The 24467-nt window shown below is 42.0% G+C and carries 24 protein-coding genes and 1 pseudogene; 11 read left to right on the top strand and 14 right to left on the bottom strand.

The annotated features are described in order from the left end of the window. Positions 1–33 precede the first annotated feature (33 nt). Positions 34–276, bottom strand: a complete 243-nt coding sequence (locus tag ACJ9PY_RS01230; RefSeq protein WP_411739360.1) for a hypothetical protein — start codon at positions 274–276, stop codon at positions 34–36. A 56-nt stretch (positions 277–332) separates the two neighbouring features. Between ACJ9PY_RS01230 and ACJ9PY_RS01225 the strand changes: the two are divergent. Next, positions 333–710 (top strand): annotated as a pseudogene (locus ACJ9PY_RS01225) (ABC transporter ATP-binding protein); the annotation flags it as partial. A gap of 350 nt (positions 711–1060) precedes the next feature. Here ACJ9PY_RS01225 and nagE read toward each other — a convergent pair. Further along, entirely contained in the window at positions 1061–2971 is a 1911-nt protein-coding gene (gene nagE / locus ACJ9PY_RS01220; protein WP_411739359.1) for an N-acetylglucosamine-specific PTS transporter subunit IIBC, read from the bottom strand. A gap of 305 nt (positions 2972–3276) precedes the next feature. Here nagE and nagA point away from each other — a divergent pair, with 305 nt between their 5' ends. From nagA to ACJ9PY_RS01200, 4 genes are all read left to right on the top strand, one after another. Then, on the top strand, positions 3277–4455 hold the full coding sequence (gene nagA, locus ACJ9PY_RS01215; RefSeq protein WP_411739358.1) for an N-acetylglucosamine-6-phosphate deacetylase: 1179 nt from the start codon (positions 3277–3279) through the stop codon (positions 4453–4455). Then, on the top strand, positions 4455–5189 hold the full coding sequence (nagB, locus tag ACJ9PY_RS01210) for a glucosamine-6-phosphate deaminase (RefSeq protein ID WP_411739357.1): 735 nt from the start codon (positions 4455–4457) through the stop codon (positions 5187–5189). Before nagA ends, nagB begins: the two co-directional genes overlap by 1 nt. A gap of 14 nt (positions 5190–5203) precedes the next feature. Further along, a complete protein-coding gene (locus tag ACJ9PY_RS01205; protein WP_034304859.1) occupies positions 5204–5926 on the top strand; it encodes a GntR family transcriptional regulator in 723 nt (240 codons plus the stop codon). A 63-nt stretch (positions 5927–5989) separates the two neighbouring features. Beyond that, complete coding sequence (locus ACJ9PY_RS01200) at positions 5990–6712, top strand: SIS domain-containing protein (protein ID WP_411739356.1); 723 nt, start codon at positions 5990–5992, stop codon at positions 6710–6712. A 672-nt stretch (positions 6713–7384) separates the two neighbouring features. Here ACJ9PY_RS01200 and ACJ9PY_RS01195 read toward each other — a convergent pair. Together ACJ9PY_RS01195 and ACJ9PY_RS01190 are read right to left on the bottom strand one after the other, a co-directional pair. Beyond that, the gene (locus tag ACJ9PY_RS01195) at positions 7385–10501 is read right to left on the bottom strand and encodes an MMPL family transporter (protein WP_411739355.1); all 3117 of its coding nucleotides are present in this window, start codon (positions 10499–10501) and stop codon (positions 7385–7387) included. Next, positions 10498–10965, bottom strand: coding sequence for a MarR family winged helix-turn-helix transcriptional regulator (locus ACJ9PY_RS01190; protein ID WP_411739354.1), 468 nt, complete (start codon positions 10963–10965; stop codon positions 10498–10500). Before ACJ9PY_RS01190 ends, ACJ9PY_RS01195 begins: the two co-directional genes overlap by 4 nt. Before the next feature lie 169 nt (positions 10966–11134). On the opposite strand from ACJ9PY_RS01190, the gene ACJ9PY_RS01185 reads away from it, so the two are divergent. Beyond that, a complete protein-coding gene (locus tag ACJ9PY_RS01185; RefSeq protein ID WP_063574515.1) occupies positions 11135–11659 on the top strand; it encodes a hypothetical protein in 525 nt (174 codons plus the stop codon). Between the two features lie 354 nt (positions 11660–12013). Here the strand turns inward: ACJ9PY_RS01185 and ACJ9PY_RS01180 are convergent, their stop codons facing one another. The 10 genes from ACJ9PY_RS01180 to ACJ9PY_RS01135 form a co-directional block, all read right to left on the bottom strand. Next, positions 12014–12904 (bottom strand): peptidylprolyl isomerase, encoded by an 891-nt coding sequence (locus tag ACJ9PY_RS01180; protein WP_411739353.1) that lies wholly within the window; start codon positions 12902–12904, stop codon positions 12014–12016. A gap of 340 nt (positions 12905–13244) precedes the next feature. Continuing rightward, the gene (locus ACJ9PY_RS01175) at positions 13245–14318 is read right to left on the bottom strand and encodes a PotD/PotF family extracellular solute-binding protein (protein WP_057276338.1); all 1074 of its coding nucleotides are present in this window, start codon (positions 14316–14318) and stop codon (positions 13245–13247) included. Beyond that, complete coding sequence (locus ACJ9PY_RS01170; protein ID WP_411739352.1) at positions 14315–15118, bottom strand: ABC transporter permease; 804 nt, start codon at positions 15116–15118, stop codon at positions 14315–14317. Before ACJ9PY_RS01170 ends, ACJ9PY_RS01175 begins: the two co-directional genes overlap by 4 nt. A 1-nt stretch (position 15119) precedes the next feature. After that, complete coding sequence (locus ACJ9PY_RS01165) at positions 15120–15923, bottom strand: ABC transporter permease (protein WP_411739351.1); 804 nt, start codon at positions 15921–15923, stop codon at positions 15120–15122. After that, positions 15913–17022 (bottom strand): ABC transporter ATP-binding protein, encoded by a 1110-nt coding sequence (locus ACJ9PY_RS01160; RefSeq protein ID WP_063574518.1) that lies wholly within the window; start codon positions 17020–17022, stop codon positions 15913–15915. Before ACJ9PY_RS01160 ends, ACJ9PY_RS01165 begins: the two co-directional genes overlap by 11 nt. Before the next feature lie 62 nt (positions 17023–17084). After that, a complete protein-coding gene (locus ACJ9PY_RS01155) occupies positions 17085–17627 on the bottom strand; it encodes a helix-turn-helix domain-containing protein (protein WP_411739350.1) in 543 nt (180 codons plus the stop codon). A gap of 170 nt (positions 17628–17797) precedes the next feature. Then, positions 17798–19183 (bottom strand): protoporphyrinogen oxidase, encoded by a 1386-nt coding sequence (locus ACJ9PY_RS01150; protein WP_411739349.1) that lies wholly within the window; start codon positions 19181–19183, stop codon positions 17798–17800. A gap of 178 nt (positions 19184–19361) precedes the next feature. Beyond that, positions 19362–19874, bottom strand: a complete 513-nt coding sequence (locus tag ACJ9PY_RS01145) for a GNAT family N-acetyltransferase (RefSeq protein ID WP_034304887.1) — start codon at positions 19872–19874, stop codon at positions 19362–19364. A 120-nt stretch (positions 19875–19994) separates the two neighbouring features. After that, the gene (locus ACJ9PY_RS01140; protein ID WP_268592373.1) at positions 19995–22028 is read right to left on the bottom strand and encodes a Na+/H+ antiporter; all 2034 of its coding nucleotides are present in this window, start codon (positions 22026–22028) and stop codon (positions 19995–19997) included. Between the two features lie 234 nt (positions 22029–22262). Then, complete coding sequence (locus ACJ9PY_RS01135) at positions 22263–23153, bottom strand: diacylglycerol/lipid kinase family protein (protein ID WP_411739348.1); 891 nt, start codon at positions 23151–23153, stop codon at positions 22263–22265. A 480-nt stretch (positions 23154–23633) separates the two neighbouring features. Here ACJ9PY_RS01135 and yhfH (ACJ9PY_RS01130) point away from each other — a divergent pair, with 480 nt between their 5' ends. Genes yhfH (ACJ9PY_RS01130) through yhfH (ACJ9PY_RS01110) form a run of 5 tightly spaced genes read left to right on the top strand, consistent with a single transcriptional unit; the run spans position 23634 to position 24448 of the window. Further along, positions 23634–23768, top strand: a complete 135-nt coding sequence (yhfH, locus tag ACJ9PY_RS01130) for a protein YhfH (protein ID WP_142303871.1) — start codon at positions 23634–23636, stop codon at positions 23766–23768. A 43-nt stretch (positions 23769–23811) separates the two neighbouring features. Next, positions 23812–23949: a protein YhfH gene (gene yhfH, locus ACJ9PY_RS01125; RefSeq protein WP_082162914.1), complete on the top strand. Its 138-nt coding sequence runs from the start codon at positions 23812–23814 to the stop codon at positions 23947–23949. 29 nt (positions 23950–23978) lie between these two features. Next, on the top strand, positions 23979–24116 hold the full coding sequence (yhfH, locus tag ACJ9PY_RS01120) for a protein YhfH (protein WP_082196596.1): 138 nt from the start codon (positions 23979–23981) through the stop codon (positions 24114–24116). A 25-nt stretch (positions 24117–24141) separates the two neighbouring features. Continuing rightward, positions 24142–24279, top strand: a complete 138-nt coding sequence (gene yhfH, locus ACJ9PY_RS01115) for a protein YhfH (RefSeq protein ID WP_411739347.1) — start codon at positions 24142–24144, stop codon at positions 24277–24279. Positions 24280–24307: 28 nt separating this feature from the next. Continuing rightward, entirely contained in the window at positions 24308–24448 is a 141-nt protein-coding gene (gene yhfH, locus ACJ9PY_RS01110) for a protein YhfH (RefSeq protein WP_082201098.1), read from the top strand. Positions 24449–24467: the final 19 nt, after the last annotated feature.

Below are 24467 nucleotides of genomic sequence, written 5' to 3'. Positions count from 1 at the left end.
TCAAGTGCCTTCCGTGGATTTACTGAGAAAGTCCTATTTCTTACCAGTCACATTTCTCTTCAAAGCAAAACGCAAAGCCCTGTTAATCAAAGGCGGCAAAACTGAAAGATGCCCTTCCCCTTCAGACTCGTTGAATTGAACATTCACTCTGCTATCCTTCAAGGATAATCGTTTTGATAATTCCAAAGCATTTTCATTCGTGCCGCTTTTATGGGTGCCTTCCAGCTTCCCCACGCCAAGCAAAAAGGAAATATCACCATCCTTTCCTTGATTCAATCGGGAAAGAAACTTCTCCTCCTCCTCACGGAACCACTTTTTGTTCCAATGGAGAGATGGGCTTCCAGCCATTTCGAAACCGGCAAATCGCCAATCTATCCGGTGGTCAAAGACAAAAGGTTTGGCTGGCAATGGCTTTAGCACAGAAAACGGAGATTTTATTATTGGATGAGCCAACCACCTACCTTGATGATATGGCTCATCAACTAGAGGTTTTGCAAATAGTTGAAAAGCTTAATAAAGAACAAAAAATAACGACTGTCATGGTATTGCATGATATTAACCATGCGTCCCGGTTTTCACATGAAATCATAACGATGAAGGAAGGGGAAATAATTACACCTGCCGTTTTAGAGGAAGTCTTTCGTATTCATGCAAGGGTTATGATAGATCCGGCCAATGGGGCACCCGTTTGTTTTGATTATGACAATTTATCAAGAAAGATGTGGTTCGTAAAACGTATAATTCATCAAATTATATTCCCGAATCAACTGATTCAAACCAACACCTCCAACTCCTCGGGCATGGTTTCCATCTGAATTTTATAACATAGTTGATTGGAGCGGGTGTTCGAGACTCCTGCTTAGAAAAGCGCGTCTTGGGGAGACCCCGCAGGAGCAAGCCGAGGAGGCTCCCCGACCGCCCGCGGAAAGCGAGTGCCTGGATTTGGAAATCAACATCCAAATTGTACAAGTCATAAAAAAACTGTAGACAAACTCACTTTTCTTTGAGTTTGTCTACAATCTAAAGGGATGTCGACAAGTCGACATCCCTTTTTACAAATTTATAGTTTTTCCAACTGGATGATATCTGGTGTATTTTGTTTCTGGATCCCTGACTTTTGCAACTTCACTGCCGTTCCTTCAGGTAAGTTAGTGAATATAATAGGAGTGACCGTTGATGGTGCATTCCGTTTAATGAAATCTAAATCAATTTCCAAAAGAGGTGTTCCCTTTGTTATTCTTTGGCCTTCTTGAACAAGAGCTGTGAACCCTTCTCCATTTAATTTAACTGTATCCAAACCAACATGGATCAGAATTTCCAGACCATTCTCCATTTTCAAGCCCAGTGCATGATTTGTCGGGAAGATACTTAGAACTTCCCCATCGATTGGGGATACTAGTTTTCCGTTGACTGGCTCGATAGCAAAGCCATCCCCCATCATTTTCATGGCAAACACTTGATCGGGAACTTGTTCTATCGGTAAAATGGTTCCTTCAATTGGAAGGACAAAGTCATTTGCACCCAAAGCTTGGTTTTCCTCTACTATATCCTCTGCCACTTGTGCAGATGGACTTGTTTTCACTTGGCTTGGGTCGACTCCATCCTTGACAAGCTGTTTCATTGCATTTGCAACGAATTCAACATTCGTTCCAACAATGACCTGTACACTCGATTTATTCAACTTCATGACACCGCGGGCACCATGCCGTTTTAAGGCTGCTTCATTCACATTTCCTGAATCGGCCACTTGTAAACGCAAGCGTGTTGCACAGTTATCAATTAGCTTTATATTCTCTTTACCGCCAAGATCTTGAATGAAAAGCGATCCCATATCGGTATATTTATCCCCTGTTTTCACAATAGTTTCTTCTTCCACTTCTTCCTCATCGTCTTCACGGCCAGGTGTTTTTAAATCCATGATCTTGATGACAAAATAGAAAATCACGAAGTAAACTGCCGCGTATACCAATCCAATCGGGATTAACCATAGCGGTTTTTGCGCAATACCAAAGTTCAAGAAATAATCAATGGCTCCTGCGGAGAATCCAAACCCATGATGGATATCCAATATAACAGCAAGTGCCAGAGAGACCCCGGTTAAAAGGGCATGTATTACATATAACACCGGTGCGATGAACATAAATAGAAATTCAATCGGTTCAGTGATTCCTGTAAGGAAAGAAGTGAAAGCCAATCCAACAAGCATCCCTGTCACCAATTTACGTTTCTCTTTCTTAGCAGCTGCAATCATCGCTAATGCTGCAGCTGGAAGACCGAACATCATGATCGGGAAAAAGCCGGTCATGAAGGGCCCAGCAGACGGGTCCCCTGCGAAGAAACGATTTATATCACCCGTCGCTCCATTGTACTCACCAAAGACGAACCAAACCATACTATTCAAGACATGATGCAATCCTACTGGAAGCAATAAGCGATTCAATACGCCGAATACGCCGGCACCCAATGCCCCTGCACCTGTAATCCAGTCACCGACACTATTTATTACATCTTGAATCGGCGGCCACACAAAACCGAATATTCCCGCAAGTATGATCATCGCAAGCGAAGTGATGATCGGGACGAATCGTTTTCCTGAAAAGAATCCAAGCCATTCAGGGAGTCTTATGTCGGAGTATCTATTATATAGAAGAGCGGCAACTATCCCCGATATAATACCGCCTAAAACAGCCATGTTGATTTCTTTATCAATCGCTTGTGTACCATTCGTTAATACAAAGTATCCAACAAGGCCTGATAATGCCGCAGCGCCACTTCCATCTTTGGATAATCCAATCGCTATTCCCAAGGCGAACAATATCGCAAGGTTATCGAATATCGCCTTTCCAGCTGCGGCAATAAAGGCAATATCAAGTAAATCCGGTTGCCCTAAGCGAAGCAATAACGCGGCTGCTGGTAAAACGGCAATCGGTAACATTAAAGCTTTCCCAATCTTTTGTAAAAAATTTAACATCGAACTCATCTCCCTTGTACCTAACTTCTTTGATCAACAACAAGATGTATTAAGCGTTTTCATTTTATCAATATAATAACTTTTCTTTGGGATTATACTAGCACAGAAAATATATAGATGTCTATACCAATTTACTTGTAAATATACTATATTCTTCGAAAACATAGTAAAAATATCATTTTTGTTATTGATACTCCCTAACTGGTCTAGACAACTTTTAATAAAAACGATAAAATGAGGGCAAAATATATGAGACTATTTCATGACTCATTCATTAAGTTTTACTTTCATAAAGGAGATTATGTATGAAAACATTCATTATTAATAATCTGATGGTTCACAGCGAAAAGGAAACATACAAAAATGGGTACATTAAAGTCGTGGATGGAAAAATTGCCGAAGTTGGTCCAGCCAGCCAATACAAACAGGACGATGATGCCAAGGTGATTACTCTTTCACCGGATTATCAGGCAATTCCCGGTGCCATCGACATTCATATTCACGGAGCATCCAATTCCGATGCAATGGATGCCACACATGACGCATTATCCACAATGGCAAAGACCCTTCCTAAAGAAGGAACCACCAGCTTTCTGGCCACTACAATGACCCAATCCACCCAAGCCATTGAATCAGCACTTCTTAATGCTGGTAAATATATCGAAAATCAAACTCAGGAAAATGCAGAAATAGTTGGAGTTCATTTAGAAGGTCCTTTCATTTCACCGGCCCGTAAAGGAGCACAGCCTGAGGATTATATCGTTGATCCTGATGTCACTCTATTTAAAAGATGGCAGGAAATGGCCGAAAATCAAATCAAGCTTGTAACGCTTGCTCCTGAACAACCGAACGGATTAGATCTTGCCGCCCACTTAAGGGGAACTGGCGTCGTCGCCTCCATCGGCCATTCAGATGCAACATATGACCAAATAGATGAAGCAATCCAGGCAGGGACTACCCACGTTACACATCTTTATAATGGGATGCGTGGACTCCATCACCGCGAACCTGGCGTTTTGGGAGCTGCTTATCTTCGAGATGAGCTATATGTTGAACTTATTGCTGACGGCATTCACTGCAGGCCGGAAATGATCAAGCTCGCATATGACCAAATTACCAGCGAACGAATGATACTGATAACGGACTCACTTCGTGCCAAATGGCTTGAAAAGGGAACCTATGATTTAGGTGGTCAGCCTGTTAATGTTGACGAAACGAAAGCAACGCTTTCAGACGGCACACTAGCCGGCAGTATATTGAAAATGAACGATGCCATCAAGAACACAATGGAATATACCGGTTGTTCCATGACTGACATTATAAAAATGACGGCGGAAAACCCTGCCAAACAACTTCGGATTTTTGACAGAAAAGGAAGCATCCAAGTCGGCAAAGACGCAGATCTTGTAATATTGAATGACCGCTTGGACGTTGAAATGACTTTCTGCAGAGGAAATTTAGCTTTTAAAAAGGAGAATGTATAATGAATATCATACAAGTGCAGGACTACACGGAAATGAGCCGGACAGCCGCAGAAATAGTGATCGGAAAAGTCAAAGGAAATCCGAATATCAAATTGGGCCTTGCAACAGGCGGCACCCCTAAAGGAATGTACGATAATTTGATTGAAGATCACGTACGTAATCATACTTCATATGAACATGTAACGTCTTTTAACCTTGACGAGTATATCGGCTTAAAACCAAATGATCCAAACAGTTACCATTTTTATATGGATCATTCCTTATTCACTCACATCAATATAAATAAAAAGCGTACCCACCTGCCTAATGGCACAGCCGATGACACGAATGGAGAATGTCAACGGTATGACGAAATGATTGATTTCGTGGGCGGGATCGATCTTCAGATACTTGGCATTGGCCAAAATGGCCATATTGGTTTTAATGAACCTGGAACTTCCTTCACATCCGGTACACATGTCGTGACACTTGAAGATTCGACGCGCCAAGCGAATGCACGTTATTTCGACTCCATAGACGAAGTTCCGACACATGCCGTTACGATGGGCATTTCAACAATCATGAAAAGCAAAGAAATTCTGCTGCTGATTTCTGGTGAAGAAAAAGCCGAAACACTGAAGAAATTGATACACGGTGACATTTCAGAGGAATTTCCTGCATCTATCCTAAAAAAACATAATAGTGTTACAATTATCGCAGACCAAAAAGCGTTATCCGGAGTGATAATACCCTAAAGGAGCGAAAGTCGATGATTGATAAAAACTCACCTCTTCCGATTTATTTTCAAATCGAAGAACAAATAAAAAGAAAAATAGAAAACGGTGAGTTCCAAGCGCACGATGCCCTTCCATCTGAACGTGAATATGCCGAGCAATTCGAAATTAGCCGGATGACCGTCCGCCAAGCCATAAATAATTTGGTGAATGACGGATACTTATACCGTCAGAAAGGAAGGGGAACCTTTGTCGCCGATAAGAAATTGGAGCAGCAGCTCAATGGGCTGACCAGTTTTACCGAGGACATGAAGGCCAGGGGATTAAACCCAAGCAGCAAGCTGCTGAGCTTTGAAATCATTCCGGCTGATAAGAAGATTGCCAGTGAATTGCACATTTCCCTTTATGCTCCCGTTTATGAAATAAAACGCATTCGGTTGGCTGATGATGTTCCAATGGCGCTCGAGACCGTGTACATGTCTGCCAATTTAATTAAAGGATTAACGGAAGAAATCATTAACCTTTCCCTTTACCAATATGTGGAGAACTACGTCAAACTAAAGATAGACTATGCTTCACAAACGTTGGAATCATCGATTGCTTCTGAATTGGAAGTGACCCATTTAGCAATTCCAAAGCACTCACCCATATTATTCATTCAAAGGAATACGTTCTTAATAGACGGAACTCCCCTTGAATATGTTAAATCGGCTTATCGTGCGGACAGGTATAAGTTCACTATCAACATAAGCAGATAAAATGGAATATTTTCATCACTATAGTCTTTTAATTGCCACAGGTAATCGGAGGGTGTCACATATATGAACTCATACTTTGAAGAAGTGCAGGCTTTACTCACAATTGTGGGAGAACAGGAAAAGCAATCAATTAAGGAATCTGTGGAACATATCTCAAAAGCAGTCATGTCGGATGGGATCATCCATTTATTCGGAAGCGGACACTCCCACATTTTGACCGAAGAGGTATTCTACCGGGCAGGTGGGTTAGCCGCAATTCGTCCAATTTTCGTTGAAGATCTAATGCTTTTTAAAGGAGCTTCAAGGTCATCCCAACTTGAACGCCAAAATGACCTATCAGAGAAATTCATGCTTGATGAAGATATCCGTCCTGGTGATGTTTGTATTGTCATTTCGTCATCCGGCGTAAATCCCGTTCCGATAGATGTAGCCACTATCGCAAAAGAAAAAGGGGCATTCGTTATTGGACTAACATCACCGGAGTATGCAAAAAGTTGTTCTTCACGGCATAAACAGAAGCATTATCTCCACGATGTCGTTGATTTGGTCATAGACAATCATATTGCCAAAGGTGACACATTACTGAAATCAAATAATATACCTTTTGGTTCCGGATCGACCGTGGTCGGGGCCGTTCTCCTCAATATGGTTTTCACGCAAGTCATCCAAACGATTATTGAATCAGGGGAAACCCCTCCCGTATTCCTTAGCAGTAATATCGAAGGGGCAGATGAACACAATCAAAAGATCATCGCGAAATATAAAACAAGAATCCCCCAATTATGAAATGGAATACATATTTTTTTGTTTCAGTTGTTTATTTCTTACTGTAGGCAAACTCCATCGAGTTGGTCTACAGTTTTTTTGAGAGTTTGGAAGTTGAGCGTTGAATTCCACTGCAGGCACTCGCTTTCCGCAGGCGGTCCCGGGGTCCGCGGAGAGCCTCCTCGGCGTTTGCGCCTGCCTGCGGTGTCTCCCCTGCACTCGTATTCCCGCAGGAGTCTCGCACCTTCCGTTCCAGTCAACAGAGTTTTAGTAATTAGACAGAACTCCATGGGCCAACAGTCTTTCTGCAATTTTTATTCAAACACTTTTCCATCCCCTCTTAACTAAATGTTTCATTTAACGAATGAGTGCAGGGCATGTATTTGTTGATCCCACACATTCGTTTCATGCAACAGCAGACGTAACAGATTTGTGTTGTAGACGAGAGTAACACCGATTGAGAAAGTTGGAAAACCTGAAGCTGTTGAAGATGCAGCTTACAAAACCGGTACGCCTGATTATGTGTATGATGGAACTTATGATTGTAATTCTTCCTCCACCGGGCGAGCTTTTAAATCCATTTCCCATTTTATAATCATTCAAAAAGGGTTTCGGAATAGAAGCATTCCGAAACCCTTTTGTCTACAGTCTGGAGGCATCCGAATGGAGGCCTTCTTTATTTTATAGTCCCTTTTATTCCTTATTTTTTAAAAACGGCCACCAATTCGCGTTTCCAAACGTTGCAACCATAACCGGTATAAACAATGGCAAGATGACAAACGCATATAAAGCAAGCCCCACCAATATTAAAGTGGCTATCTCCAAGAGCGATAAAACTCCTGCTGGCATCATGGCAGCAAAGGTTCCGCCCAGAATGACAGCCGCCGAGATGATCACCGTTCCCATTTTTCTCATGGACAGTAACATCGCTTCCTTGACCGGCTTATCTTTCCACTCGTTAAAGCGATCCATCAAGAAAATGCTATAGTCAATGCCAAGAGCAATCAAGATGACGAAGGCAAAGAAAGGAACTGCCCAGCCAATGCCGGCATACCCGAGAATATTAACAAAAATCAACTCTGTAATGGCTGCCGCTGTATAATAAGTCAATACGAGCGACACAATCAAATAGACAGGCATGATCAAGGATCGCAGCATGAAAAAGAGAATGATTGCAATACCTGACAGCATCAAAACGACCGTCCTTGAGAAATCCTTCCCAGACATCATGCCCAAGTCATGATGTGTACTTGTGATTCCCCCTATCGCCACCTGCGCGTTTTCAAGCTTTGTATCTTTCGTTACTCTTTCAACGGTTGCCTCAATCGAATCAATTCGCTCGATTGCATCATTGGAATAAGGATTCGCCTTGAATACCACATCCATGGTCATGGTTTTACCATCTTCAGATAAATACGCATTCAATGCTTCCCCGAATTCTTCGCTTTCCACTACTTCTTTGGGAATGTACATGCCTGTTACCGTTTTATCCGTTTTTGCCAGCCCTGATAAATAACCCTGTGCGGACGATAGTCCATCATGGACTTCATTCAAACCATCTGCACTTTCATTTAAGCCCTCAGTCAAATCAGTAAGCTGCCCGCCCAGGCTTGAAAAACCATTTAGGAGTTCTTGCTGCCCATTACTTAAGCTAGTAAGGCCTCCTTTAAATCCTGACAGATTATTTATGACTTCCCCCTGACCATTAGCCATGGTGCTTAGACCCTTTTGTAAATTGTCAACGCCTGAAATCAATTGGTTCAGGCCCTCCCCAAGAGAATTCTGACCCTTTACGATTTCTTCCATATTTTCATTCGCCGTATTCAAACCGCCGGACACTGAACCAAGATTCCTATTGAGCTCTGAAAGGCCTGCTGCCATGGGCTCCAATCCACCCTGTGCCCCTTGCACTGTTTGCTTGATCGTTTGATAGGACTGATCAGCCTGTAATTCTGGATGAGTGGCTTCCATTTGCTCAAAAGAAGGATTTAAACCGGCAAGGCTTTGTGATACACCCGTAAGGTTAGTTTGAATTTCTTTATATTGACCTGTGAGCTCACTTAACCCATTAGCTGATTGTTTATAGCCTTCGAGAAGCTGTCCGCTTCCGGTGGCGAGCTTATCCAAGTTTGCCTTGACCTCATTCAATCCGTTTTTTATGTCCCCGGTTCCTGAAGACCCATCACGAATGCCTGCTTCAATGCTTGTTAAAGCCTTCTCCACCTGACCTACGCCGCTCTTTAATTCATTGGTCCCGGATATGAGCCCCCCTATTCCGTCCGTCGCTTGCTTCAATCGCGGTCCTGAATCGGAAAGCTCACTGCCTGCCGTTTTCAATCCATCGCTGATTTGTTTAATCCCTTCATTTCCTTCCCCGATTCCCTTTTCCAAGGTTTCGGCCTGGTTCGCTACAAATAAATCCTTAATCGGTTCTCCTGTCGGGCGGGTCATGGATCGAACTACATCGACTTCATCCACCTTGACTACTTCCTGGCTGATTTTTTCAGCAAGTGCGACGTACTCTTCCGAATCCATGCGTTCGTCATTCTTTATGACAATCTGTGTTGGCATCGATTGTCCTGGTCCGAATTCATCGGAAATGATATTAAATGCCATGATGGAAGGAACATCATCACCCGCTTCTTCAAGGGAGTTATATGAAATCTTCCCATCATACATAAACAAAAAGGGAACACAGACGATTGCGACGATCATAAGCGCCAATAATGGGCGGTTCAAGGAGAAGTTACCGAGAATCCCCCATAGTTTACTTTCACTATGCTCAAGTTTCCCTTTTGCCGGCCAGAATAGCTTTTTGCCAAGAACCGCCATGAAAAATGGAACGATCGTATAAAGGGCGATCATTAAAATGAAGACCCCTATGGCAACGGCCGCCGCAGATTGATAGAGCTTAAAAGTAGAAAAACCAATTGCCGCAAAGCCAATCATTACGGTCAGCCCGCTGAAGAAGATAGTCTTACCGGCAGTTCGATACGTCTCAACGATCGCTTCAGGCAAGGACTCCTGTGACGATAGCTCTTCCTTGAAACGACTAAGCAGCAGGATGCAATAATCAGTCCCTATTCCAAATAAAATACCTACCAGGAATATTTGGGTGTAAGACGAAATCGGAAAGTCCCATTTATCCACCAGGAATGAGACGATGGATTGGGAGCATAAATAAGTGAAACCTACCGTTACCAACGGAATGACCGGTGCCACCACTGAACGGAAGACTATCAGCAATACAGCCAGAATGAAAACAACCGTGATGCCTTCAGTTTTCTTCAGCCCTTCTTGGGAATTGGCATTAAGATCTTCATCGATCATCCAGCTGCTTGTGTAATAATGCTCGACATCCACTTGCTCCAGCTCTTTATAAAGGGCATCGATCACTTCCTTAGCTTCTCGGTCCCCCTTGACCATCGTGATGGATGTCAAAACCGTTGTTTCGTTCTCCGAGACCAACTGACCTTTTAGCGAGGGCTCTTTAAAATGGGTCATGACCTCTTTGATGCCAAGCTCCGCTTTATTCTTTTCAAGCTTTTGGATCGCTACCTCGATCTCTTTCAATTCCGGGGAAGACAGCTTCTTATCACCATGAAATACGAGAGCAACTTGTGACTCATCCTTATCCTGGATCTCTTTCATTAGCTCATTGGCCATCCCAGAGGAATACTCTGCCGGTACATCCAGCTGGCCCTTATTCCGGACAAGCTCCGCCATATTCGGTGCCGCAAACAATAAACCTGCCGTAATGGCAACCCATACGATAATGACCAGCCATCTTCCCTTTATGATCCCCCTCATTTATATTCCTCCCATTCCTCATTCTTCATTTGAATGAAAATTTGTGAAAGCTTCTCATATGTATCAAGGAATTTAACAATCTCTTCATAATCGAATTTCGTCATGATGCTCTCTACCAATTTATGAATCTTATTTTCCGTTTCCTGTAACAACGCTTGCCCCTCTTTGGAAAGCTTCAAATGGAAGACCCTTCGGTCAACCTGGTCCTGTTCCCGTTCTATCAATCCTTTGCCTTCCAGCCTGTTGATGTTGGACGTGACCGCACTCTTATTAATATAAAAGGCATCACTGATTTCCGTCGATGTACACAACCGCTGTTGTTGAATGAACCGTAAAGTATAGTATTGTTCGTTCGTCAGCACATCACAAATCTGATCTTTTATTAAAAGCTCCCCCATCTTATTGACATAGAAAGAAACCTTCATATATCGATCAATCAATCCAGAAACTTTTTCATTCGTCATCGTTGCACCTCTCAAAAAGTAGTTCAGTCATTTAACTATATGTAGAGTACTATTGTTTTATTTATCATGTCAATCCCATGATAGTTTATTATTTCCAGTTTAACTTATGGTAAATAAGGGAAAACCCAAAATAAGCAAACAATCTACTATTCTAAAGGAGGAAATATAAATGACTCAAACAACTATCGAAACTCAAACGAATAGCAAACTTTTAAAAGGGATTCTAATCGGGGGGCTTGTCGGCGGTGCATTGACCTTGCTCGACTCCAACACGAGAAATAAAGTAAAGCGATCTGCCGTCCTTTTAAAAGACAACTCCATGAATATGATTGAACAGGTCAAGGAAAATCCCGGCGAAATGAAGGAACAGATGGTATCAGGAGTCAAAGGGGCAACGGAGACGATTAAAGAGGCAATCAATGACGTTGAAACACTATATGAAACCGTCAATGAAGACGTGGTGGGTAAAGTATCCGAAGTAAAGGATATCTCCACTGATGCCCTTGGTACAGCGAAGGACGCAACAAGTGAATTAAAAGACATCAGTTCAAAAGTGGTCGTTGCCGGTAAACAGCTGAAAGAAACGCCAGCACAATCATTGAAATCCAATAATGATAAAGGTGAAAAAGAGAGTGATGAAATTGTTAAAAAATCAGGATTATCCAATCAAAAATCCATCTCATCCAACTTCTAAAATATAAAAAAGCTGAGGCATTATGCCTCAGCTTTTTTTGTAGAGAAAATGGGCCCGGAAAATGTGCGTTTCATCAAATGAAGTTCCCGAACAACCCAAACAACACCTTCAACTTAATAGGGATGGTTTTATCTAAATTTAAAAACAGAGTTGATTGGAGTGAAAGGTACGAGACTCCTGCGGGAAAAGCGCGTCTAGGGGAGACCCCGCAGGCGCAAGCCGAGGAGGCTCCACGACCGCCCGCGGAAGCGAGTGCCTGAAGCGGAAATCAACATCCAAATCGTACAAGCCATAATAAAAGCTGAGGCATTTTGCCTCAGCTTCTTTGTTTCGGTATATCCTTCACTTGATACCTTAGTTAGATTCCTCCAATTTATTCGTTATATCATGGTCTTTTTTCACTTCGGCTAACCAAACTGGATATTCCTCTTGTAATCTTTCAGAAAGAAGCGTTTCTTTAATTACTTCTTTACTGTCTTCTAAATTAGCTTTTTTTGCTTCCTTCTTACCGGTTACTTTTATGATATGGTACCCATATTCGGTTTTGACTGGATCACTGACTTTATTTATATCAAGATCAAAGGCAACATCTTCAAACTCTTCCACCATATCGCCTTTTCCAAAATACCCCAGGCTCCCACCGTTATCCGCCGTTTCAGTATCAGTGGAATATTCAGCTGCCAACTTAGCGAAATCACCGCCTGCTGCAAGTTCTTTCGCAACCTTTTTAGCCGTTTTTTCGTCTTCGACTAAAATATGACTAGCTTCCACTTGTTCCGCTTGAGCAAATGTATCTTTATTATCTTCAAAATACGTACTGATTTCATCGTCCGTTACGGTAATTCTCGGTTCGACCAGTTTTTTCGTTTGCAGGTAAACCACGATGTCCTTTTTTAAAGCATCCATTGAAGAACCGCTTGCTTCCAATTGCTCTTTTAACGACTTTTCATCACCATAGGACTCCACCATAACATCGATTTCTTTCTGGATTTCTTCATCCTTAATTTTGATTCCTGCTTTTTCCGCTTCCAATTCCACCAATTTATTCGTAATTAGCAGGTCTAAAGTATCTGCTCCGTATCCCGCAACAAGCGCGTCATACAGCTCATCCTCATTGATTTTCTCGCCATCGATACTCGCAATTGTCTTATCCATGGACGAAATCATCGCAAATGCCATGATCCCGGCAATGATTAAAATGCTCCCTGCCCAAATATATGCCTTCGTGCTTTTTAATAGTTTCATGAATAATCTCCCTTAAGTTTTCTATTATGATAGCTTGGAAATATTAATTAATCCTTAAGATTTAACTTAACCTTCAATATGTATGAACTCTATCATTATACTAACATACTTATATCTCTGCAGATATTTTAGAGCATTTCATTCTGTTATGGATTTACATTAAATTTTGGATGATTATAACAAAAAACGGTATTATACCTATATATCAACTCTTGATATATAGGTAACAGAGTGTAATTCGGCTTTTACTCGTAAGTTTCGAGCAATACTCGTAAATTTCGAGCAAACGAAAAAGCATGGTGTACGGAGGGAATTCCTACACCATGCTTTATTTATTTTGTTATTTACGATGCATCTTGAATTCAAGGAAGAGTTCATTGTAACGGGCCAAGTTTTTCTTCCCAAGGTTTTCGTACACTTCCAGTTTCTTCGTCAGTTCAGGTGATGGATAGAAACGTTCATCCTTAACCACTTCTTCAGGCATATATTTAAGTGCTTCTTTATTAGGCGTCGAGTAACTTACATATTCAGCATTTTGAGCTGCAACTTTCGGGTCCAGCATGAAGTTGATGAACTGGTGGGCCGCATCGACATTTTTCGTTGTTTTCGGGATGACCATATTATCAAACCATAAATTGGACCCCTCTTTTGGAACAACGTATTCGAGATCTTCATTTTCAGCCATGATTTCAGAAGCAACTCCCGACCAAACAAGGCCAATCGCCGCCTCCTGGGCTTCCAATAGCATGCGGCTTTCATCTCCTACTATCGCTTTAATATTCGGGGTGAGGGCATCAAGTTTGGTTTTTGCCTCTTGAAGGTGTTCTTCATCTGTATCATTCAATGAATAATTCAAAGAGTTCAGACCCATGCCCATCACTTCTCTAGCGCCATCCGTCAAAAGGATTTCATTTTTTAAATCTTTATCCCATAAATCCGCCCAGGCCGTTATTTCTTTGCCACCGAGCATCTTGGAATTGTAAACAATTCCAACCGTTCCCCAGAAGTACGGAACGGAATATTTATTCTCCGGATCGAATGGCAGATCGATGAATCGCTCATCAATATTTTTCAAATTCGGAAGCTTGGAATGATCCAAGGGAACCAGCAAGTCTTCTTGCCTCATCTTATCGATCATATACTCAGACGGAATGGCAATATCATAAGTGGTACCGCCCTGTTCAATTTTAGTCATCATGGCCTCATTCGAATCGAACGTCTCATAAATGACCTTTATACCTGTTTCTTCTTCAAAACGTTCGATTAGATCCGTATCGATGTAATCGCCCCAATTATAGATGGTAAGCGTATTGCTGCTCGTAAATCCCTGCGCTGAATTCAATCTTGAAATCGCATATAGCAGCAAAGCGGATACGAGGGAAATGAGCAAAAACATTTGCAGAAGCCTTTTCATCGTTTCCCCCCCATTCCCGTTTGCCTAACACGTTGAGTTATAAAGTAATAGACGACAACCAACAGCAGTGTCACGACGAACAGCAGTGTCGATAGTGCATTGATATTCAATGAAATTCCACGGCGGGCCAATGAATAGATTTCCACGGAAAGAGTGGAGAAACCATTACCGGTCACAAAGAACGTTACCGCAAAATCATCAAGTGAATAAGTCAATGCCATAAAAAAACCAGCAAAGATACCTGGCAAGATGTATGGAAGGGTGACTTTCGTCAATACATCCCACCGGGTTGCCCCTAAATCCCGGGCGGCATCAATTAAGGTAGGGCTCATTTCCTGAAGTTTCGGAAGGACCAGCAGCACAACGATTGGGATACTGAAGGCGATATGTGACAACAGTACCGAGTAGAATCCAAGCTTGATCCCGGCCATTGTGAATAAAATCAGGAAGGAAGCACCGATGATCACATCGGGACTGACAATCAATACATTATTCAATGACAATACCGTATTCTTAGCTTTACTGCTCGTAAAGGAGCGAATTCCAATTGCCCCTATCACCCCGATGATCGTTGCGATCAGTGCAGATAATAAAGCTATCACAAGTGTATTCAATACAATGATCAACAGCCTCGTATCTTGGAACAGCTCCTTGTACCACTCCATCGTGAACCCTTTAAAGTCATACATCGTTCCACCGCTGTTAAAAGAGTAAAAGACTAAAAAGAAAATCGGTGCATAGAGAATGAGAAAAATCAAAACGAGAAACGCTTTTGATATTGGTGATAATTTATTGCCCAATTTACACACCCTGCTTTCGGTTACCCGTTACAAACATAATCAGGAACATTATAATAATCAAAAACACCGCGATCGTGGAACCCATTCCCCAATCCTGTGTTACAAGGAAATGCTGCTCGATAGCCGTACCAAGCGTAATGACTCGGTTACCGGCAATCAATCTTGTAAGCATGAACAATGAAAGTGCCGGAATGAAGACTACTTGGCATCCCGTCTTTACCCCATCTAACGTCAATGGAAAAATGACACGGCGGAATGTCATCCATCGGGACGCTCCCAAGTCATTGGCCGCATCCAAAAGGGTTGGATTCATTTCATCAAGCGCATTGAATATCGGTAAAATCATAAACGGGATGAAAATATAAACCGAAACGAATATGAAGCTGAAATCCGTAAAGAGAATCTGCTGCTTTCCGATTCCTACCGCCTCCAGAAATCCATTCGCCACACCATACGTGCCAAAAATTCCAATGAAGGCATAAGCTTTCAAAAGTAAATTGATCCAGGAAGGCACGATAATCAGCAAAAGCCACAACTGCTTATGCTTGGTTTTCGTTAACAAATAGGCTGTCGGGTAAGCGATTAAAAGGGATATTCCCGTAATCAGGAATGCATACCAAAATGAGCTTATTGTCATTTTTAAATATACTGGCGTAAAGAACTTTTGATAGTTAATCAATGATAAATTGCCTTCAATGTCAAAGAAGGAATAGTAAAGGATTAACAAAATGGGTGCGATCACGAATAAAGCAATCCATAAGACATAGGGTATGAAGTAAATATTACGGGATATTTTATTCTTCATGACTTTCCCCATCATGATACGCTTCCAGACGCTTATCGAATTCTTCTTCAGTTTCACCCAATCGCATGACATGGATCGATTCCGGTTCGAAATAGAGACCTATTTCATCTCCGACTGCCACTTTTTTCGTTGATTGGACAAGCCATTCATTTCCATCATGGTCATAACAGCTGATTTCATAATGAACACCGCGAAATAGCTGGGAGTCCACCCGAACTCGCAGTTTTCCGCGATCGACGGAAGTAATCTCTAAATCTTCCGGGCGGATGACAATATCGACAGCTTCATTACTGTTCAATCCTTGGTCAACACACTCGAACTGTCTGCCGACGAATTCCACGAGGTAATCTTCAATCATTTTTCCTTTTACAATATTGGACTCACCGATGAAATCGGCAACGAATCGATTCAGCGGTTCATCATAAATATCCGTAGGGGTCCCGCTTTGCTGGATTTTCCCTTTGTTAAGGACAAAAATCTCATCTGACATCGCTAATGCTTCCTCTTGGTCATGAGTGACGAAGATAAACGTGATTCCCAGCCTCTGTTGCAGCTCCCGCAATTCATATTGCATTTCTGTACGCAATTTCAAATCGAGGGCAGATAGCGGTTCATCCAGGAGAATGACTTCAGGTTCATTAACAATAGCCCTCGCAATCGCAACCCGTTGCCGCTGACCGCCGGACATTTCCCTGATCTCCCGTTTTTCATACCCCTCCAAATTAACAAAGCTGAGGGCTTCCTTCACCTTGATTTCCACTTCCGAATTCTTCATTTTTTTGATCCGAAGACCAAATGCTACATTTTCAAACACATTTAAATGCGGAAACAGTGCATAATCTTGAAATACCGTATTCACTTGCCTTTTATTGGCTGGCACATCATTGATCTTTTTCCCTTCAAAGTAAATATCACCTTTGGAAGCTTCCGTAAATCCGGCAATCAAACGAAGGATCGTGGTCTTCCCACACCCGGAAGGACCCAATAGCGTATAGAACTTCCCTCTCTCGATTTCAAAACTAACATTATCGAGAACCACCGTTTCATCATCAAATTGCTTCGTGACCTGATCGAAGCGTATTATATTCCCATTTGCCATAGCTTCTTCCCTCTCTCCATTCCCTTACTCATCAATCTTCAACGATTGCATTTTTTTGAATTCTATAAGTATGATTCCGTCACCACGAGTAATAACTCGGACGGACCTTCAAAATCATTGATGATTTGATGTTCATCTGAAGCATGAAAATAAATCGATTCCCTTGCCTTGACGAAATACGTATGTGTACCCAGCTTTACAATGACTCTTCCGCTTAATACATAACCGAATGTTTCCGACAAGGATGGTTCAAATTGTTTGAACTCCCCTTTTTCCTGGAGAGTCAGGCGAATAGGTTCCATTTCTTTTTCATTCGATTCAGGCACGAGCCACTGAATTTGGTATCCCCGTTCTTCATCGATGAAAAATGTTTGTGCTTCTTCTTCATACACTACTTTTTGGACTTGATCCTCATCATCGAAGAACTGTTTCGGCTTGCAGCCGAGTACTTCTAAAATATTGAAAAGAGTTTCAATCGAAGGGGAACTAAGATCCCTTTCCAACTGTGAAATATATCCTTTGCTTAAATCCGTTCTTTCGCCCAATTCTTCCTGGGTCAATCCTTTTTTCAAGCGAAGGTTCTTTATTTTTTTTCCAATTTGCATTCCATAACCCTCAATCGGTTTACTTATAGTAAACACACAGTAGATAAAGTTTTATATAAGTAAACTTTCAGTTTAATTTTACGAATATCATTATACAGGAAATGCCGGAAACTTCAAACGGAATTTCCGGCATTCATTAAAAAAAGGACTGCCGCCTGGCAGTCCCCCTTTTACAACTTCAGACATATCTCTTCCGCTTTCTTTTCCCCATCAGCAATACAATCCGGGATTCCGACTCCATTGTATGAACAGCCCGCAAGTAAAACATTCGGATAATTCTCGGAGATTTTCGCCTCCAGTGATTGAACGATTTGAGGATGTTTAATATGGTAGTTCGGCATATTTTCATGCCATTTCGTCACTTCACTCGTAATTGAATTCCCAGAAATGCTTAGACTGTTCATAATGTCGTGTAAAGCCACAGAGATCAATTCCTGTTTTGTAAGGGACTGTAATCGTTCATAGTCCGGACTAGAGCTTTTATAAAAAAGCCTTACCAAAAGCTGACTGTTTTCAGAAGTATGCTCCCATTTCCGGCTTGTCCAGGTGCATGCATTACAGATCAAATCACTATTATCGCCTGCAATGAAACCTGTCCCGTCTTTAGGAAGCATGGTGTCCGGGATATCGAATCCAAGATAAACGCTAATCATCGAACTATTGATCAAGCCGTTGAAATCCTCATCCAACTCCCGATCCCCCAATAATTTCTGGGCAATTGTATGCGGTGTACTCAATACGATAAAGTCCGTTTCCAGCGTTTCACCGTTTGCCAATGTAATGATGTACGCCTCATCATTTCTTCCGATTTTATCTACACTGACCCCTTTTAATATCTCGACCATATCGAGGCTTTCCTCTATTCTTTCTACCAATGTAGATAAGCCATTTTTAAACGAAAGGAACTTCTTATTTCCCTTGCTTTTGTATTTCTGCTTATTTTCCGATAGACCTCGTATTATACTGCCATATTCATTTTTATAATCCAGCATCTCTGGCAGTGTTTTGGCAATGGTCAATTCATTTAATTTTCCTGAGTAAACACCTGATAGGACAGGCGATATCTGCTTTTGCACCAATTCCTTGCCTAAGAAACTTTCAAGAAATAAACCGATGGAGTCATTCTTCGTAAATGTCTCATTTTTTGTGTAGAAATCCTTTAAGGCGTCGACCTTACCTTGGGCGGAAACCAGATCACTTTTGGCCAGTGACTCCAGGCTCATTGGTATTCCGAATAGGGCATCTTCGGGAATTCCCTTCAGCATCCCATCTGTATGAATGAATGATTTTCCCGTCGCATTATAGACGACTTGGTCCTCCAGGTTCAATTCTTTAAGAAATGGCTGTATATTCTGTTTCCTGGCGACGATCGAATCGGCACCCGCTTCAATTTTAAAAGGACCATCGTGCACAGTCCTTATTTTACCGCCTAGTTCCTCATTTCCTTCTATTAATATTAATCGTACGGAGAGACTCCTCGCTTTAACTGTCTTTTGTAAATAATACATGGTTGATAAACCGGTAATGCCTCCACCTACGACTACGACTGTTTTCATTAGGACTACACCTCGATTAAGATTTTGCAATAAGTAAAGTGTACCATAAGGCAGCGGCATTATTAAAAGCAGCCCTTCTAAAATCTTCGGTTACATAACGAAACCTGTAACAAATTGGACAAAAAAGACTTCCCCTTTTGGAAAAGTCCAATAGCCAATTTCATTTGTTATTCCTCCCTTATTCGATATCCTTGTTCCCCATATCCAATCTATATTCCATTATCTCCATCAACCCGCTTCTGCCTTCCTTCTGAATGCCTGTATCCTGAAACCCCGATTTCGCATAAAGCGTTTTTGCGTTCACGTTCATCACGTCCACTGCCAGAATGATCGAATCCTTGTTTGGAAAAATCCCTTTTGCGAATTCCGGAAGGATTTGCAAGGCTTTCTTTCCAATCCCTTTTCCCTGATGTTTTTGATCAACAAGGAATCCCCGGAGTAAAATCGCTTTTTTATCGCTGGTGAAAGGGTCGGTGTTTTCGCCAATGTGTAAAACGAAAAAGCCAACTGGGATACCATCGGCCAATATTACGAAAGGGTGCCTGTCGCAATCTTCCCGGCAATATTTCAGTGACTCTTCCGGCAGAGCTGAAAAAGGAGTTTGTGTATTCGGTAAATAAAACTGGGAAAGCTGGTGAAGGTGTTCCGGTATATAAGGCGTTAAAGTTATGGTCTCGATTTCCTTTTCCATTAAGCACACTCTCTTTCATCAATTATTGAATACAATAATGATTCGATGCCCTGTCCGATATTCCCTTCACAAACCGGAAGGAGCACTGTCGAATATATCGACAGTGCTCCTTCTGTATAATCAATGTGTATTTTCATTGATAGTGAGTGCTTCCCGTAAATTGATTTGCTGGCGGAGTATGTTGGCAACATCACGGGAGATTTGTCGTTTTTCAAACATATCCTGCACTTCGTCCCGTTCTGCCTGGATCGCTTTATAGAACAGCTCCCTTTCATACTCAACCATTTTACTCGGGGTACTGCCTCTGTTCTCACGTTTGCATTTTAAAATCAACACTTTATACTCGTCTATGATCATCGAGGATGTCTTATGATTATCGGCTGTAATTCCGGCCTGTATCTCTTGGATGGCGGCTTTATACATCCTGATTTTAAGATCCCTGACCTTTTCCAATCTCTTAAGATTGATTTTTCTTATTTCACTTTTATTAGGGAAAAATAATTTTAAAACCCTCAGCATACTTCTCCTGAACAGCGTTACTGACCTAAAAAAACGGAACTTCAGTCGATTTGTTACGGCACCTTCCATACGCTGGATATATTCCTTGCATATATACGCCGTCTCCCGGTCCACTTTTTCATCCTTAATGAGTTTATCCAGGAATCTTTGCTCTGCTTCAAGGGCCTTGAAGCGAAGATCCTTCTCTTCTTCCCTTAATGCGGCCGGTTCTTTCTCCTGTTCTACATAGGACAGTTCATTGATCTTGGTACAATACCTGGAAATGATCGACAAAGCCGCTTCCCGGTTTTCATCTGTCATTTGGGACTCAATCACCCGAATAGCGGCTTGATGTGAGTGGATGGCAGCAGCTTTCGTTTTGTCAGCCTGCTTATCCACCACTTCCTCTTCTTCCGACCGTGCCACGATTGGCAGAAATACACTCGCAACAATCAGTGTCAGCAATATGACACCTGCTGCAATGAAAATGATTAACGAACGCTCAGGAAAAGGACTTCCATCTGCCAACACATATGGAATCGAGAACGAACCCGCTAACGTTACAGCTCCGCGAACTCCGGAAATGGTAATGATCCCGGCCGCTTTGAAGTCCGGTTTTTGGGCTCCCGCTTTTTTCGTCATCCAGCCAATCGACCAGGCAGCCGTAAGCCAAATGAATCGTAAAGCGAAAAGGAAAAGTGTAATGATCACGATATAAAGGATCACTTGTCCATTATTGAAGGCTGGATCTTGAAAGATCGTTTTCGCAACGCTTGGGATTTGCAAGCCAAGCAAAACGAATACAAGACCATTCAATACATATAAAATGACGGACCATGTACTCTTTGAAACGACTTGAAGTTCCACTGTTGGTGAAATTTCCCGATCTCGTTCAATGGCATGGACAATTCCCCCAGCCACGACTGCCAAAATCCCAGAAAGGTGGAAATGTTCCACTGCGAGGAAAATAATAAAAGGAGTCAGGATTTGGATAAGCATATGCATCGTGACATCTTCCATCCCTAAACGGCGAAGAAATACACGAAGCCTGATAATGATGAAAGCTAGTATGGCTCCACCAACAAACCCACCAATTGCAATCCATATGAAACTGAAGGTTGCATCGAGTAAGGAGAAAACACCAGTGACTGTAGCTGCAACGGCAAACTTAAAGGCGACTAAACCTGAGGCATCATTCATCAGCCCTTCGCCTTCGAGAAGATGCATGATGCTCTTCGGCAATTTGACCCGACTCGCCAAAGCGCTTACTGCCACTACATCCGTAGGTGACAAAATGGCTGCCAAAGCGAATGCTGCCGGCAATGGTATCGAAGGGATCATCCAATTAATTAAATACCCGCCTGCCCAAACAGTTATGAATACGAGGCCCAGTGCAAGCATCAGAATGGGTGCTCTCAACTTCCATAGTGCTGTTCGGGGTACATTTTTGCCATCATTGAACAATAGGGGGGCGATGAATAATAGCAAAAATAATTCCGTCTCCATCTCAACATGCATGCCCAGGGGTAAAAGTGCCAATATGACACCAAGTGCTATTTGTATTAATGGTACAGGTATAAAGGGTATAAAATGGTTAATTACATTAGACACTCCTATCAATATAAGAAGGGCTAATATAACAAGAAAAAACTCCATACGAACATCAAACTTCCTCTCTCATCTATAATCATAAATATAAGCGTAACATATTTATACCCAGTCAATCATGCATTAACTATTCTAACCTGGAATCCTTCTGAATAATGATACCTTTTATCAAAAGCGAAGGAGTTTACGTTGTGTACGATGAACACCCGCAAAGAAAAAAGCTGATTGGCTAAACCATGATCAGCTTTTTCCACATGTTGAAAGAAATGGGAACTAAACGACTCATTTAGTTCCCGGGACGAATAGACGAAGATGTTTATGCAGTACATTTGCCTGGAAAGGAAGAAGAATGCCTTCATCGCCATCGATATTGACTGCAAGTTCCTCTGACGTGGTTAAATGGAGCTTGGATGTTTTAATATATTCGACTTCGTCATTCCCCATGATCTCCCCCCTGATCAAACTGGGAATGATCTTGACGATGAGAGGAAGAGATAAATCCTTAATGATGAATGTGTGCAGCTTTCCATCATTCACTTCCGCCTCTGGTGCAAGTTGTTCAAAACCGCCGACAGAGTTAGTCATGGTTGCAATTAGTAAATGAGCCTCCCCCATCCACTTCCCGTGATCATGTTCAACAGTTAAAGGAAACGGAGTCTTTTTAATGATCGCTTTTGCTCCTTCAATGAAATAGGCAAAAGACCCAAGACGGGTTTTTTGTTCAACGGAAACATTATAGGTGGCCTCCGCGATTGCCCCTACCGCCAACACATTCATGAAGTAACGGTCATTGATCTTCCCTATGTCCGATTCCTTAATATGCATATCCTTCAATATCTCGATGGCTGCATTGGGATTCAGTGGTATTCCCAAAGACCTGGCGAAATCATTGATGGTTCCTAGTGGAATGATCCCGAAGATAGGCCGATGCTGCTGCTCGCCCAAGCCATTCACTATCTCGTTCACCGTTCCATCACCACCCATGGAAATGACAGCATCGAATCTTTCTGCACAGGCCTCCTTTGCAAAACCCGTCGCATCCCCCTCTCCTTCCGTTTTACGAACGCATACCTCATCAAAAATTTCACCAAGTGCCTTTTCCGCTTTCGGCAAAGTCTTCCCTGCCTTTTCCTTGCCTGAAGATGGATTGACGATAATCATCGCTTTCGACATATGCTACCTCCCATTATTGTACTTCTACTAGCAAGTTACCTCTTTACTGAAGTATTAAAACCATCCAGACAGGAACTTACATATAAATCGCTGCCGTTTGAATATTGCTGACATTTTAGAACAAGCTCTTTTATGTTACATCGACTGTGAAACAGGCATTCAATGATCACTCAACTTCCTGTTTCCCATCTGTTATATTAATGCCCCACTCAACACATTGAAAATTGTTTGTCCGTTTCACTCCCTGATTGTTTTTTCGTTTTATAAAAAGCATTATTTCTTTCATTTCCTACTTGCCGTGGAGAAAAATAAAAAAATGTACAGATGATAAATCCCTCTCCAATAGGGTTTTCACACTACGGGTGAAAAAAATTTCAAATTTTCTGTAAAATACCTATACATTTTCCAGATTCGGGTATATACTGTATTATAACAACAAGCAGACAACAAAAACTGTACTATAAAGAGGGGGAGCGAGACATGCAAGCAAATCAATCAGATTTACTCATAATCGATTCATTTAAACATTGCCCGGAATGTGGTGAAACACATGTGGACCAGTCAAATTCCTATCTGATGGAATGCGATCGCTGCCTTTCCAAACGTGAAGAATAAAGCGGCCGGAAAATATATCTAACATTAAAAGGAGGAAATCATCATGCAAATGAAAAAATCCATTGAGTTTTTTAACAATATCCCTGCTAAACATTGCCCTGAGTGCGGTGACCATATTATCGAGCATGCTGAATCCTACTTAATGGAATGTGACCGCTGCCTTTCCAGACGCGAAGACTGATTAAACCGAATCAAAAAGGAGGAACCATCATGCAAACTATAAATCCACTGGAATTCTTCAGGACACTGCCGCCTAAACAATGTACGGAGTGCGGAACCCATATCACTGAACAAGCTGAATCTTACTTGATGGAATGTGACCACTGCCTTTCCAAACGCGAAGACTGAAACCAAATCATAAGGAGGAATCATCATGCAAACCAAAAGCCCACTGGAATTCTTCAGGACACTGCCGCCTAAACAATGTTCGGAATGCGGGACCCATATCATTGAACAAGCTGAATCCTATCTCTTGGAATGTGACCGCTGCCTTTCCAAACACGAAGACTGATTAAACCAAATCATAAGGAGGAATCACCATGCAAACCAAAAACCCATTGGAATTCTTCAGGACACTGCCGCCTAAACAATGTTCGGAATGCGGGACCCATATCATTGAACAAGCTGAATCCTACCTCTTGGAATGTGACCGCTGCCTTTCCAAAAAAGATGAATATTAATAAAAGATGCTGACATCAA

Source organism: Peribacillus sp. S4 (assembly GCF_046715815.1).
In the GTDB taxonomy this organism is placed as follows: Bacteria; Bacillota; Bacilli; order Bacillales; family DSM-1321; genus Peribacillus; species Peribacillus frigoritolerans.
Note: the sequence above shows the minus strand (reverse complement) of the source record. Positions and strands in the feature narration are given on the sequence as shown.